This is a genomic window from Mesorhizobium sp. M6A.T.Ce.TU.002.03.1.1, assembly GCF_003997275.1.
Lineage (GTDB): Bacteria > Pseudomonadota > Alphaproteobacteria > Rhizobiales > Rhizobiaceae > Mesorhizobium > Mesorhizobium mediterraneum.
Genome location: NZ_RZTI01000165.1, coordinates 1 through 11,487, shown reverse-complemented (window position 1 = coordinate 11,487; position 11,487 = coordinate 1). Strand labels below are relative to the sequence as shown.

Here is an 11,487-nt window from a genome sequence, read left to right as displayed (position 1 = left end):
GCCCAGCCGGCCGCGCCGGTCGATCCGAACGCCGTGGTCGCCACGATCAACGGCCAGACGCTGACCGAGGCAGACCTTGCGCTTGCCGAAGGCGAGCTGTCGCAGCAATTCGCGCAGATGCCGCCCGAACAGCGCCGCGCGGCCGCGTTGTCGGCGGCGATCGAAATCAAGGTCATGGCAACCCAAGCGGTCACCACCGGCCTCGACAAGGATCCCGACTTCCAGCGCCGCATGGCGTTCCTGCAGCAGCGCGCGCTGCATGGCGAAATGGTCGAGAAGGATGTCGTCGACAAGGTCACGGATGCCGAGGTTCGCGCCCGCTACGACCAGGAAATCGCCAACACACCGCCGACCAACGAAGTGCATGCCCGTCACATCCTCGTGAAGACGAAGGAAGAGGCTGATGCGATCATCAAGCAGCTCGACGGCGGCGCCGATTTTCAGAAGCTCGCCAACGAGCACACCAGCGATCCGAGCGGCAAGACCAGCGGCGGCGATCTCGGCTGGTTCGGACCCGGCCAGATGGTGCCGGAATTCGACAAGGCGGCCTCCGCGCTGGCGGTCGGCAAATACACCGAGCAGCCGGTGCAAACGCAGTTCGGCTGGCACGTCATCAAGGTCGAGGACAAGCGGACCAAGCAGCCGCCGGCTTTCGACGCTGTCAAGGATCAGGCCCGTCAGGCGGTCATCCGCGACAAGTATATCGCGCTGGTCAAGACGCTGCGCGCCGACGCCAAAGTCGAGATTCCGGACGAAAAGCTGAAGAAGACGGTCGACGCGCTGGAAAACACCAAGTAGGGCATTGCTCCGCCACGACAGGGCGCCGCACGGCGTCCTGTCGCTTTACCTATAGTGCGTCGACGCCTTGAATGCCGCCGGATCGCCGGCGGCGAGTGCGCCGGCGAATTCCGGGATCCGCACCAGAAGCATCATTGCCCAGAACAGCGGCCAGTCCGTCCATCGGCAGAACTCATTGCCCACGGCTTGCGCGGTCTGGCGGTTTTCCTTGAACGATGTCGCCACGGCGCGAACGGCCAGGCCGAGCCTGGAAAAGCGATGCTTCTTGCGCAGCAGCATCCGCGCGAACTGGTAGCCCTTGTTGCGCCGGACATCCCAGATGAACCCTAGTCCCTCATAGGCGTGGATCGAGACGGCTTGAGCGGCAAGCTCCATCGCCACGCCATCCCTCAGCATAGCGTGCTGGCGCAGATGCGAGCTGATGAAGGGTCCATGGTCGGCCTCGAAACGATATTGCTCAAGCACCGACCGTCGATAAAGCGCGCCATTGTTGCTGGCATGAATGATCTGGCCAAGTCTGTTGCGGCGCTCGATGAAGCCGCGGTCGAGCAGCGACATCACCCTTTTCATCATGCTCTCTTCGCCGTAGCTGGTCCGTCCTGAAACCGCGTCGAGCTTCGGGTTTTTCTCGACGGTCTCGTACAACGCCGCCAACCATCGCGGACCGGGCAGGCAATCGGCCTCGACCACCGCAACGAGGTCATGGCGGCAATATGACAGCGCAGCGTCCTTCAGTTGCGAGGATTCGTCGCTGTCATGCGTGGCTACGATCACCGACGGGCAGAGATATGCCTTGCCGGCAAGCTCGGCCTCGATTGCGGAGGCATGTTCATTTTTTGAGGTAGGCCCGCTTTCTGAAGCACGGCCGCTGGGCAGCATGATGACAATCTCGGCCGGCACGCCACGCGTGTCCTGCGCGTAGGCGCGCAGCGAGCGCCGCAATTCCGCGTCGCCGTCCGCCGTCAGATAGTCTGACACGATGATCAGGCTGACGGGCAGCACTGGAGATGTTCTTTCAAGCAAGCCGCCGATCCCCCTGTCAACGCTTGTGAGCGATGCCTTGTATCACATAGCGGACCGCTTTGCGTATGGTCGTTTCGTCTTCGTCGAGGCGATTGGTCAAAAGATGCGTCCAGGCAAAGGAGGCGACCAGGTCGGCGACGAGCATGGGATCGACGTCGGCCGCCACTTCGCCTCTTGCCTTGGCGCGTTCGATCATCCGGCCGGTATGGGCGTGGCGTCCTTTCGTGTATTCGACTAGGACGGCGGCAACAGTCGCATCAGACTGCGCCTCGGCGATCAGCGACCTGAAGACGCTGCCTGACGATGTTTCATGCCAGTGCGAGAACAGGTTCTTCAGGAAGCCGACAAGATCATCCTCGAGGTTTCCGGTATCGGGATTCTCGACGCGCTTGAGCCGCTGATAGACGTCGAAGAGCAAAGCGGCCTTGCTCGGCCACCAGCGATAGATCGTGGGCTTTCCAGCACGCGCCCGCCGCGCCACCGCTTCGATCGAGAAGCCGGAATAGCCGGCCTCGACCAGCACCGCCTCGGCGGCGTCGAGAATGGCGTCGGCGCTGTCGGGGCTGCGCCGCGCGCCAATTGACTTGCGGGCCGGATCTGCGTCTTCACCCATCCACCATTTTCCCTGCCGGCAAGTTTCCCCTCAGCATTCATATACGACCGCTTGACGAAACGAAACGGTTCGTTTTATATAACGGAACGTTTCGTAACGATAAGGAGAGAGCAATGACCTCGACTGCTGCCGCCAGCCGCTTCTCGCGCCCTCGCTTTGCACTGCTGGTGCTTGCTGGCGTCTATCCGCTGATCACAGCCATCCTCTATGCGGTGTTCCCGCTGACCGAAGAGTGGGAAATCTGGCAGCGCACGCTGGTCATCGCCCCCTTGATGGTCTCGATCATGATCTGGGGGCTCATTCCGGGCGTGCAGAGGACGTTCCGGAGGTTCCTCAATCCTGCCCAATAAAGCAGGCGAGCCGCCGGCAGTTTAGCGCCGCCCGCAACGGTCGGGAAAACGCCCTTGCGCCGGCGCCCGCTATCGGGCAAACCGGCGTTCCCTTGCGTTTTTCCCGCCCGAGGTCTTCATGTCAGCCACGATTTCGCCGCTCGCGCCGAAGAAATATCCCAAAATGCCTGATATCGAGGGCGCCCGCATCGCCACAGCCGAGGCCGGGATAAAGTACAAGAACCGTACCGACCTGCTGACCATGGTCTTCGATGCCGGCACCACGGTCGCCGGCGTGTTCACCACGTCGAAATGCCCGTCGGCGCCGGTCGATTTCTGCCGGCAGAATCTTGGGCAGGGCAAGGCGCGCGTCCTGGTCGTCAACTCCGGCAACGCCAATGCCTTCACCGGCAAGAAGGGCCGAGCCTCCACGGCAATGACCGGCGAGGCTGCAGCCAAGGCTGCGGGCTGCGCGCCGGACGAGGTGTTTCTGGCCTCGACCGGCGTCATCGGCGAGCCGCTGGATGCCGGCAAGTTCAGCCATTTGCTCGCCGGACTGGTCAAGGACGGCAGACCGGATCTGTGGACCGAAGCCGCCAAGGCGATCATGACCACCGACACCTATCCGAAACTGGCGACCGCGACGGTGAAGCTCGGCGACGCCGACGTCACCATCAACGGCATTGCCAAGGGCGCCGGAATGATCGCGCCCGACATGGCGACGATGCTCTCCTTCATCGCCACCGACGCGCCGATCGCAGCGCCCGTGCTGCAGGATCTTTTGGCGCGCGGCACCGCCAAGACCTTCAATGCGGTCACCGTCGACAGCGACACCTCGACCAGCGACACGCTGCTAATGTTCGCCACCGGCACGGCCGCCAGGCGCGGCGCGCCCGATATCACGGATGCCGGGGATGCGCGCCTCGGCGCCTTCCGCCGCGCGCTCGGCAAGGTGCTGAAATCGCTGGCCCTGCAAGTGGTGCGCGACGGCGAGGGCGCCCGCAAGCAGGTCGAGGTCACCGTCACCGGCGCAAAATCGGCCCGCTCGGCCAAGCGCATCGCGCTGTCGATCGCCAATTCGCCGCTGGTCAAGACGGCAGTCGCCGGCGAGGACGCCAATTGGGGCCGCGTCGTCATGGCCGTTGGCAAGGCCGGCGAACCGGCCGACCGCGACCTTCTGTCGATCTGGTTCGGCGACAACAGGCTGGCGCATGAGGGTGAGCGCGATGCCGCCTACTCCGAAGAGGCGACATCGGCCTACATGAAGCGCGACGAGATCCGCATCCGTGCCGATATCGGCATCGGCCGCGGCAAGGCGACGGTGTGGACTTGCGACCTCACCAAGGAGTATGTCGCCATCAACGGCGATTATCGGAGCTGATGGCGTTGGTTTCCAGACATCCGGCAAGCGTGCTTGCCATCGTGCGGCGCTACGAGGCGGCCGGCTTTCGCGCCTGGCCGGCGGCGGCCGTCCACTATGACGGCACCTGGGTGGTGCGGCTGACGGCGGGCCACCCGGCCAAGCGGCTGAATTCGGTCAACCCGCTCGATCCGGGCGACATCCAGCACATTGCCGAGCGCATCGGCCGCGCCAGCCGCCGTTTCGACGCCTATGGCCGGCCGCTGACCTTTCGCATATCGCCGCTGTCGGGGCCGGTTCTTTCCAAACATCTCGACAGCGAAGGCTGGAGCACATTCGACGAATCGCTGGTCATGCGGCTGCCGCTGGCGGACGCCCAGCTCGATGCCGCCATGGACCAGATTCCGCTGAAGGACATCAGCCGCTTCATCGGGGCGTCGCTCAAGGTGAGCGGCTCGGATGTGTCGCTGCGGCCGGGCCTGTCGGAGATCATCGGCGCCATCCAGCCGGAAGCCGGGCTGTTCGCGCTCGAAGAGGGCACCGAGCCGCTGGCGACGCTGATCTGCGTCCATGATGGCGATCTTGCCGGCCTGTTCGAGGTCGCCACCGACAAATCGGTGCGCAACAAGGGCCATGGCCGCCACCTCATCCTGTCGGCGCTGAAATGGGCGCGGCTGCGCGGCGCCCGGGAAGCCTGGCTGCAGGTCGAGGCCGACAATGCGCCGGCGCTGGCGCTCTATCGTTCGCTCGGGTTCGATGAAGTCTATCGTTACCACTATCGCCGGCCGCCCGGCGCATGACCGGCGGGAACCCTGTCGGCAAGCGCCTGCTCCTGGTCGCAGCCTGCGCGCTGGTCGATGCCGACGGCCGCGTGCTTCTGGCGCAGCGGCCCGAAGGCAAGCAGCTCGCCGGCCTGTGGGAGTTTCCGGGCGGCAAGGTCGAGCCCGGCGAGACGCCGGAAGAATGCCTCATCCGGGAGTTGTACGAGGAAATCGGCATCGAGACCGATATTCCCTGCCTGGCGCCATTCACCTTCGCCAGCCACTCCTACGATGATTTTCACCTGCTGATGCCGCTGTTCGTCTGCCGCCGGTTCCGCGGCATCGCGCAGCCGAAGGAGGGGCAGGTGCTGAAATGGGTGTGGCCGCGCCAGATGCGCGATTTTCCGATGCCGCCGGCCGACGCACCGCTGATCCAGTTCCTCATCGATCTTCTGTGATTTGCGCCGTCACTGCCTGATTTTAGACAGCGTTAATGCAAGATTTATCTTGCCGTGAAAAATTGACGGCATGGAAATCGAGGGAAGGCCATGTCCAGGCCTTCGCCGGAGAGCGACTGCATGAGCCTCGACAAGGACTGGGATTCGATCCGGCCCGACCGCCGTGATAGCGCTGTTCATGCTGGCATGGGCATATTGCGGATCACGCTGCTGTTCGGCTCGGCTGCGGTGGCGCTGGCCTTGATCGCGACGCCATTCCTTGACAGCCGGACGCGATTGCAGTCCGCCCGCGATGGGTTTGCCGGCGGCCTCGACAGGATGAGCACGGGGTCGATTGGAAGCACGGGCTCGATCGCCCATACCTACACACTGCGCAGGAGCGTGCTGCAGCCGTTGCCCAGTTCGGTCTGCGTGATACGCGACAATGGCAAGCGCAGCGGCGACTGCTGACATCCTTTAAAGCGTCGTTTCATCGCCTGTTAAGCCTGTGCCATTAACCTTTCTTAACAGGTCGGCACTAGGGTTCCGGCAGGCGGGATCGACGGCCATGAAAACATTGTTGCAACGGTTTTTGGAAGACGAGACCGGCGCGACGGTCATAGAATACGGCGTCATCGTGACCGTGCTGTCGCTCGCCATCGTTGCCGGGGCCGGTCAGGTGTTCGATGCCCTCAAATGGCTGTTCAGCGACAACAACAGCAGGCTTGTGAACGCTTTCGCGCAGTGATCACGACCGGGCACCCGCATCCGAAGATCCGGTCAGTGCCCTTCGGGATTTTCCAGTATTGTCTTCAGCGAGATTTTCGCCGAGCCGGGCTTCAGCGGCTTTTGCTGCGAGGCGTCGGGCGCCCAGCCTGACATCCAGACGATCGGGAAACTCGCCCTGACGCGGCCATCGGCATCCGAAAATCGCTCGGCATAGATTTCGGCGGCGCGGGCAAACAGCCTTCGCGTCCCAGGTCGCCTGCTACGGTCGATGAGCGCGCTGGTCTCGCCCATCGCCCGCAGGTCCGCCATCACGCCGAACAGGGAATCGTAGCGCACCGTCACCGTCTCGACGTCGGCGACCGGCAAAGCCAGGCCAGCGCGTTGCAGAAGCGCCCCGGCGTCACGCACGTCGGTGAACGGGATGACGCGCGGGCTGGCGCCGCCATAAAGCTCGGTCTCGGCGGCGAGCAGGCTTTCGCGCAGCTCGGAAAGCGTGCCGGCGCCGGCAAAGGCGCCGAGGAAAAGACCGTCCGGCTTCAGTGCGCGACGGATCTGCACCAGCATGCCGGGAATGTCGTTCATTGCCTGAAGGGACAGAAGAGACACGGCGAGGTCGAGGCTTTCCGGCTCGAACGGCACGGTCTCCAGCGGCGCCACCAATCCCGCGGCATTGTCTAGGAACAACGCATCCGCCTCCACGCGCGCGATGTCCGTCACTTTGCCGCTTGTCGCGAGCACGTCGACGGCCGCCGGCGTCTGGCAAAACAGCACGGCCGCTCTGTCAAATTTACGCTCCACGGCGCCCAGCCGGTCGGCAAGCTCTTCGGCTGCCCGCCGCATCAGGAAATCCGCACCCGCAGCCGGACGGGCAAGGGCCCGGCGCTTGTGCGTCAGCCAGAGAGAGGTGTCGACTATGGGCTGCAACGGCTGGTTCCTGGTTTCCGCTCTCTGATATAGGGTGGCGGAGAACCAATCACGTGGCCGATCCAATGCCAGATATCAATAGTATCGCCCGAAAGGCATTGGACTGGCCGGCGCGCATCCTGTTTCCGCCGGTTTGCGCCGGCTGCCGCCGGCATGTCTCGCAGCCCGGCGTGCTGTGCGGCGCCTGCTGGCCGAAGCTCAGGCTCCTGGAACGGCCTTGGTGCCCGGTGATGGGCACACCGTTCATCCATCACATGGGCGAGGGGTTCCTGTCGGCCGAGGCGATCGCCGACCCGCCGCCCTTCGAGCGCGCGCGGGCCGCGGTCGCTTACTCCGGTGTCGCCCGCCAGATGGTGCAAGGGTTGAAATACCAGGATCGCACCGATCTGGCGCCGTGGATGGCGCGCTGGATGCTGCGCGCCGGCGCCGAACTGATCGCGGAAGCCGATGTGGTCGTGCCGGTGCCGCTGCACTGGCGGCGCTTTTTCAGGCGTCAGTTCAACCAGTCGGCGGAGCTGGCAAGGGCGGTATCGCAGCTTGGCAGCCTGCCTTTCGCGCCCTCAGCGGTCAGGCGCGTCAAGCTTACTCGTCAGCAGGTCGGGCTGGAGCGGCGGGAACGCGAGGAGAATGTGCGTGCCGCATTTCGCGTGCCCGAGGAGGCCGAGATCGAGATTGCCGGCCGCCGGGTGCTCTTGATCGACGATGTCTATACCACCGGCGCCACTGTCCGCGCGGTCGCCAAGGCGCTGAAGAAGGGCGGTGCCGGGACCGTCGACGTGCTGACCTTTGCGCGCGTGCTGCCGGGGGACTTTCGGGCCGACGAGTCCGCGACTATATAAGATTTTGAGACAAGGCAGGATTGCTGACCGATGGTCGACGTGACGATCTATACACGGGTGATGTGCGGCTATTGCGCGGCGGCCAAGCGGCTGCTCGAGCGCAAGGGCGTCGCCTACACCGAGCACGACGCCTCCTTCTCGCCGGAACTGCGCCAGGAAATGATCTCCCGCGCGAACGGCCGCTCGACCTTTCCGCAGATATTCATCGGCGATACGCATGTCGGCGGCTCCGACGATCTCCACGAACTGGAGGCGGAGGGTCGGCTGGACCGTCTGCTCGCCAATGGCTCGACGATTTAAGGACATGACGATGGGTGCTTTCAAGGCGGCGGCGATCCAGATGCGTTCGGGCACCAGCCCCGAGCACAACGCGGTCGATCTCGAGCGGCTGGTGCGCGAGGCGGCAAGCCAGGGCGCGAACTATATCCAGTCACCGGAAATGACCAGTGCCCTGGTCCGCGACAAACAGGCGCGGGCCGCCTCTTTCACGTCCGAGGACAAGGACATTATCGTCTCGACGTCGCGCAAGCTGGCGAAAGAGCTTGGCGTCTACTTGCATATAGGCTCGACCGCCATCCTGCGCGCCGACGGCAAGCTCGCCAATCGCGCGCTTCTGTTCGGGCCGGATGGCGCGACATTAGCCACCTACGACAAGATCCACATGTTCGACGTCGATCTCGACAATGGCGAGAGCTGGCGCGAATCCGCCGCCTACGAGCCGGGCACCGAGGCCATCGTTACCGAGGTCGATGGCGCGAGGCTGGGTTTCGCCGTCTGCTACGATCTGCGCTTTCCGCAGCTCTTCCGCGCCGAGGCACTGGCCGGCGCCGACCTGCTTTCGGTGCCCGCCGCCTTCACCCGCCAGACCGGCGAAGCGCACTGGCATGTGCTGCTCAGGGCACGCGCCATCGAGAACGGCGCCTATGTCGTCGCCGCGGCGCAAGGCGGACTGCACGAGGACGGCCGCGAGACCTATGGCCATTCGCTGATCGTCGATCCCTGGGGCCGTATCGTCGCCGAGGCGGCGCATGACGAGCCCGCCGTGATCGTCGCCGAGATCGACCCAGCGCAGTCGGTCGCCGCGCGCAAGAAGATCCCGAACCTGAAAAATGCGCGGGATTTTGCCGTCAACGGCGGATCGGCCGAGGCGCTGCCGCTTAGGGGTGCAGCATCTTGATCCGCTTTTCCCTGATCTGCGAACACGAGCACGAATTCGAGGGTTGGTTTCGCAGTAATGACGATTTCGACACCCAGAAGAAACGTGGCTTCGTCGATTGTCCGAGTTGCGGCTCGCACAAGGTCGAGAAGGCGTTGATGGCGCCGGCCGTCTCCACCGGGCGCAAACAGGAAAAAATCGCGCTCGCCATGGGCGAGGCCCAGAAGCAGGCGCTGGCGCAACTGAAAGCCATGGCCGAGAAGGTGCGCGAGAACGCCGATTATGTCGGCGACAAGTTTGCCGAGGAAGCGCGCAAGATCCATTTCGGCGAGAGCGATCCGCGCGGCATCTATGGCGAGGCGACGCTGGAGGAGGCGAAGAGCCTGATAGAGGACGGCGTCGAATTCATGCCGATTCCGAGTTTTCCCGACGAGCGGAACTGACAGGTTATCTCACGCTCGCTATCAACTTCTCAAGCAGGCGAGCAAGCATCTCCTGCTCCTGGCGCGTCAAACCGGAAAGTATCTCGTGCTCGTTGGCGACGTGGGCGGCGACCGCCTCATCGATCAATGTCAGGCCCTTGTCGGTCAGCTGGACGACAATTCCGCGCCGATCGTTGGGATGCGGCCCGCGCATGATCAATCCTAACTTTTCGAGCCGATCGAGCCGGTTGGTCATGGCGCCCGACGTCACCATCGTCGCTTCATAGAGAGCAGTTGGCGTCAGCGCATAAGGGGGCCCGGAACGGCGCAGCGTCGCCAGCACATCGAATTCCCCGGTCTGCAAACCGAAACGGGCAAACAGCGGAGCGAGGCGTTCTCGTGCTATCAGCGACGAGGCCTCGTTCAATCGTCCAAGCACGGCCATCGGCGAAACATCCAAATCCGGCCGTTCCCTTTTCCACTGCTCGATGGCGTTCGCTGCGCGATCCATCTATCTCACCATTAAATATCTTGACGTTAAGAATCTTTGTATTATCTTATCTGAAGATGCAGTGCCGGCCAAGAGCCGCAAATAGGCGAAAGGGCTACGAAATGAAATTTCTCTGGGATTCGGCGCTCGGCCTATTGATCGTCACCGGCGGGCTGCTCGGCCTGACGCTGCCGTTCGGCAAGATCGCGACGGCAGCTGGCGTTTCCGCCATGGTCTGGGCCCTCGTCATATCGCTCGGCGCCGGCGGCGTGCTTCTGTGCGCCTTGCTGCTGCGCGGGCAGCGCATCCGGCTTACCCCGCACAGACTGCGCTACTTCTTCGTCACCGCGGCAGTGTCCTACGCCTTCCCCAATCTCTTGATGTTCTCGGCCATTCCGCATCTCGGTGCCGGCTATACCGGCATCATGTTCACGCTGTCGCCGGTGATCACGCTGGTGTTTTCGATCCTGCTCGGCGTTCGCCGTCCCAACCTGCTTGGTGTTGTCGGCATTGCCGTCGGCTTCGTCGGTGCTGTCATGGTGGCGATGACGCGCGGCGAGGCCGGACAGCCGGCCGAATTTTTCTGGGTAGCGATAGGGCTGCTCATCCCGGTCAGCCTTGCCGCCGGCAACATCTACCGCACCGTCGACTGGCCCGAAGGGACCGGACCGATCGAGCTTGCCGTCGGCAGCCATCTGGCAGCGGCTGCGCTGCTTTTGGGCGGTATCCTCATGCAGCAAGGCGGGGGGTCGCTCGCCCTGCTCGGCGGCGTGCCGCTGGTGGTCGTCGGGCAGATCGCGTCGGCCGCGGCGATGTTCGCCTTCTTCTTCCGCCTGCAGGCGGTCGGCGGCCCGGTCTATCTTAGCCAGATCGGCTATGTCGCGGCTGCGGTCGGGTTGTTTGCCGGGACGATCGTTTTGGGCGAGCACTATCAATTGCTGACCTGGGCGGGTGCTGTCATCATCACCGCCGGCGTCTTCATCACCACCAAAGCGCAAAGCCAGATCACCACAAAGGCGCAGAACCAGACGGGTGAAAAGGTGGCGGCGTGAGAAGGTTCAGGCATTTCGTGACAAAGTTCAGGCGGGTGCCTTCTCCGCCAGCACCATGTAGTTGACGTCCATGTCTTTCGACCGCTGCCAGCGGTCGGCGAGCGGATTGTAGGCGACGCCGGTGCGGTCGATGATGCTCAGACCAGCGCCGGCAAGCGCCTTTTCCAGCTCGTCTGGCCGCACCAGCTTACCGAACTGGTGGGTGCCGCGCGGCAACCAGCGCAGCACATATTCGGCGCCGATGATGGCCAGGCCCAGCGCCTTCAGCGTGCGGTTGATGGTAGCGACGAACATGATACCGCCGGGCTTGACCATCTCGCCGCATTTGGCGACGAACAGGTCGATGTCGGCGACGTGCTCGACCACTTCCATATTGAGGATGACGTCGAATTTCTCGCCGGCGTCGGCCAGATCCTCCGCCGTCGTGGCACGGTAATCCACCGTCACCCCGACCTCCGCCGCATGCAGCTTGGCCACTTCGATGTTGGTGGCGGATGCATCGGCGCCGACCACCTCGGCGCCAAGCCGCGCCATCGGCTCGCACAACAGCCCGC

Annotated in this window: 17 protein-coding genes; 12 read left to right on the top strand and 5 right to left on the bottom strand. The window is 63.9% G+C overall.

Translation table 11 applies throughout. The features are described from left to right. On the top strand, positions 1 to 798 hold a 798-nt coding region (locus EOC93_RS29960), incomplete at its 5' end, for a peptidylprolyl isomerase (protein WP_127206416.1). A gap of 45 nt (positions 799 to 843) precedes the next feature. On the opposite strand, the gene EOC93_RS29955 is transcribed toward EOC93_RS29960, so the two are convergent. Both EOC93_RS29955 and EOC93_RS29950 read right to left on the bottom strand, forming a co-directional pair. Next, on the bottom strand, positions 844 to 1,821 hold the full coding sequence (locus EOC93_RS29955; RefSeq protein WP_245461582.1) for a glycosyltransferase: 978 nt from the start codon (positions 1,819 to 1,821) through the stop codon (positions 844 to 846). A 16-nt stretch (positions 1,822 to 1,837) separates the two neighbouring features. Continuing rightward, complete coding sequence (locus tag EOC93_RS29950; protein WP_127206415.1) at positions 1,838 to 2,434, bottom strand: TetR/AcrR family transcriptional regulator; 597 nt, start codon at positions 2,432 to 2,434, stop codon at positions 1,838 to 1,840. Between the two features lie 113 nt (positions 2,435 to 2,547). On the opposite strand from EOC93_RS29950, the gene EOC93_RS29945 reads away from it, so the two are divergent. The 6 genes from EOC93_RS29945 to EOC93_RS29920 all read left to right on the top strand — a co-directional run bounded on the left by EOC93_RS29945 (position 2,548) and on the right by EOC93_RS29920 (position 6,069). Further along, positions 2,548 to 2,784, top strand: a complete 237-nt coding sequence (locus EOC93_RS29945) for a hypothetical protein (protein ID WP_126104778.1) — start codon at positions 2,548 to 2,550, stop codon at positions 2,782 to 2,784. Positions 2,785 to 2,902: 118 nt separating this feature from the next. Further along, the gene (gene argJ, locus EOC93_RS29940; protein ID WP_127206414.1) at positions 2,903 to 4,144 is read left to right on the top strand and encodes a bifunctional glutamate N-acetyltransferase/amino-acid acetyltransferase ArgJ; all 1,242 of its coding nucleotides are present in this window, start codon (positions 2,903 to 2,905) and stop codon (positions 4,142 to 4,144) included. Further along, positions 4,144 to 4,923, top strand: coding sequence for a GNAT family N-acetyltransferase (locus EOC93_RS29935; RefSeq protein WP_206532287.1), 780 nt, complete (start codon positions 4,144 to 4,146; stop codon positions 4,921 to 4,923). Before argJ ends, EOC93_RS29935 begins: the two co-directional genes overlap by 1 nt. Next, a complete protein-coding gene (locus EOC93_RS29930) occupies positions 4,920 to 5,342 on the top strand; it encodes a (deoxy)nucleoside triphosphate pyrophosphohydrolase (protein WP_127206413.1) in 423 nt (140 codons plus the stop codon). Before EOC93_RS29935 ends, EOC93_RS29930 begins: the two co-directional genes overlap by 4 nt. 120 nt (positions 5,343 to 5,462) lie before the next feature. After that, positions 5,463 to 5,792: a hypothetical protein gene (locus EOC93_RS29925; protein WP_126104781.1), complete on the top strand. Its 330-nt coding sequence runs from the start codon at positions 5,463 to 5,465 to the stop codon at positions 5,790 to 5,792. A gap of 97 nt (positions 5,793 to 5,889) precedes the next feature. Further along, positions 5,890 to 6,069: a Flp family type IVb pilin gene (locus tag EOC93_RS29920; RefSeq protein ID WP_095486014.1), complete on the top strand. Its 180-nt coding sequence runs from the start codon at positions 5,890 to 5,892 to the stop codon at positions 6,067 to 6,069. 32 nt (positions 6,070 to 6,101) lie between these two features. Here the strand turns inward: EOC93_RS29920 and EOC93_RS29915 are convergent, their stop codons facing one another. Then, positions 6,102 to 6,974 carry a methyltransferase domain-containing protein gene (locus tag EOC93_RS29915; protein WP_127206412.1) on the bottom strand — a complete coding sequence of 291 codons (873 nt, stop codon included), beginning with the start codon at positions 6,972 to 6,974 and terminating at the stop codon, positions 6,102 to 6,104. Between the two features lie 53 nt (positions 6,975 to 7,027). Between EOC93_RS29915 and EOC93_RS29910 the strand changes: the two genes are divergently transcribed. From EOC93_RS29910 to EOC93_RS29895, 4 genes are read left to right on the top strand one after another with little or no spacing between them, the layout of a single operon-like run. Then, positions 7,028 to 7,813, top strand: a complete 786-nt coding sequence (locus EOC93_RS29910) for a ComF family protein (protein WP_127206411.1) — start codon at positions 7,028 to 7,030, stop codon at positions 7,811 to 7,813. A 30-nt stretch (positions 7,814 to 7,843) separates the two neighbouring features. Further along, the gene (grxC, locus tag EOC93_RS29905) at positions 7,844 to 8,113 is read left to right on the top strand and encodes a glutaredoxin 3 (RefSeq protein ID WP_095486017.1); all 270 of its coding nucleotides are present in this window, start codon (positions 7,844 to 7,846) and stop codon (positions 8,111 to 8,113) included. Between the two features lie 10 nt (positions 8,114 to 8,123). Next, entirely contained in the window at positions 8,124 to 8,990 is an 867-nt protein-coding gene (locus tag EOC93_RS29900) for a carbon-nitrogen hydrolase family protein (RefSeq protein WP_127206410.1), read from the top strand. After that, complete coding sequence (locus tag EOC93_RS29895; RefSeq protein ID WP_095486018.1) at positions 8,987 to 9,412, top strand: DUF1178 family protein; 426 nt, start codon at positions 8,987 to 8,989, stop codon at positions 9,410 to 9,412. The genes EOC93_RS29900 and EOC93_RS29895 overlap by 4 nt, the downstream gene beginning before the upstream one ends. 4 nt (positions 9,413 to 9,416) lie before the next feature. Here EOC93_RS29895 and EOC93_RS29890 read toward each other — a convergent pair whose 3' ends face one another. Continuing rightward, on the bottom strand, positions 9,417 to 9,902 hold the full coding sequence (locus EOC93_RS29890) for a MarR family transcriptional regulator (protein ID WP_095486019.1): 486 nt from the start codon (positions 9,900 to 9,902) through the stop codon (positions 9,417 to 9,419). Positions 9,903 to 10,003: 101 nt separating this feature from the next. On the opposite strand from EOC93_RS29890, the gene EOC93_RS29885 reads away from it, so the two are divergent. Further along, complete coding sequence (locus EOC93_RS29885) at positions 10,004 to 10,933, top strand: DMT family transporter (protein ID WP_095486020.1); 930 nt, start codon at positions 10,004 to 10,006, stop codon at positions 10,931 to 10,933. A 27-nt stretch (positions 10,934 to 10,960) separates the two neighbouring features. On the opposite strand, the gene ubiG is transcribed toward EOC93_RS29885, so the two are convergent. Further along, positions 10,961 to 11,487: bifunctional 2-polyprenyl-6-hydroxyphenol methylase/3-demethylubiquinol 3-O-methyltransferase UbiG (gene ubiG, locus EOC93_RS29880; RefSeq protein WP_127206409.1), on the bottom strand; the 527-nt coding region annotated here is incomplete at its 5' end.

What these genes read in the sequence shown, in the direction of transcription:
- EOC93_RS29935 (WP_206532287.1), top strand. Translation starts at nt 4,144, where the DNA reads ATGGCGTTGGTTTCCAGACATCCGGCAAGCGTGCTTGCCATCGTGCGG.
- EOC93_RS29890 (WP_095486019.1), bottom strand. Translation starts at nt 9,902, where the DNA reads ATGGATCGCGCAGCGAACGCCATCGAGCAGTGGAAAAGGGAACGGCCG.
- EOC93_RS29920 (WP_095486014.1), top strand. Translation starts at nt 5,890, where the DNA reads ATGAAAACATTGTTGCAACGGTTTTTGGAAGACGAGACCGGCGCGACG.
- argJ (WP_127206414.1), top strand. Translation starts at nt 2,903, where the DNA reads ATGTCAGCCACGATTTCGCCGCTCGCGCCGAAGAAATATCCCAAAATG.
- EOC93_RS29885 (WP_095486020.1), top strand. Translation starts at nt 10,004, where the DNA reads ATGAAATTTCTCTGGGATTCGGCGCTCGGCCTATTGATCGTCACCGGC.
- EOC93_RS29925 (WP_126104781.1), top strand. Translation starts at nt 5,463, where the DNA reads ATGAGCCTCGACAAGGACTGGGATTCGATCCGGCCCGACCGCCGTGAT.
- EOC93_RS29950 (WP_127206415.1), bottom strand. Translation starts at nt 2,434, where the DNA reads ATGGGTGAAGACGCAGATCCGGCCCGCAAGTCAATTGGCGCGCGGCGC.
- EOC93_RS29945 (WP_126104778.1), top strand. Translation starts at nt 2,548, where the DNA reads ATGACCTCGACTGCTGCCGCCAGCCGCTTCTCGCGCCCTCGCTTTGCA.
- EOC93_RS29930 (WP_127206413.1), top strand. Translation starts at nt 4,920, where the DNA reads ATGACCGGCGGGAACCCTGTCGGCAAGCGCCTGCTCCTGGTCGCAGCC.
- grxC (WP_095486017.1), top strand. Translation starts at nt 7,844, where the DNA reads ATGGTCGACGTGACGATCTATACACGGGTGATGTGCGGCTATTGCGCG.
- EOC93_RS29900 (WP_127206410.1), top strand. Translation starts at nt 8,124, where the DNA reads ATGGGTGCTTTCAAGGCGGCGGCGATCCAGATGCGTTCGGGCACCAGC.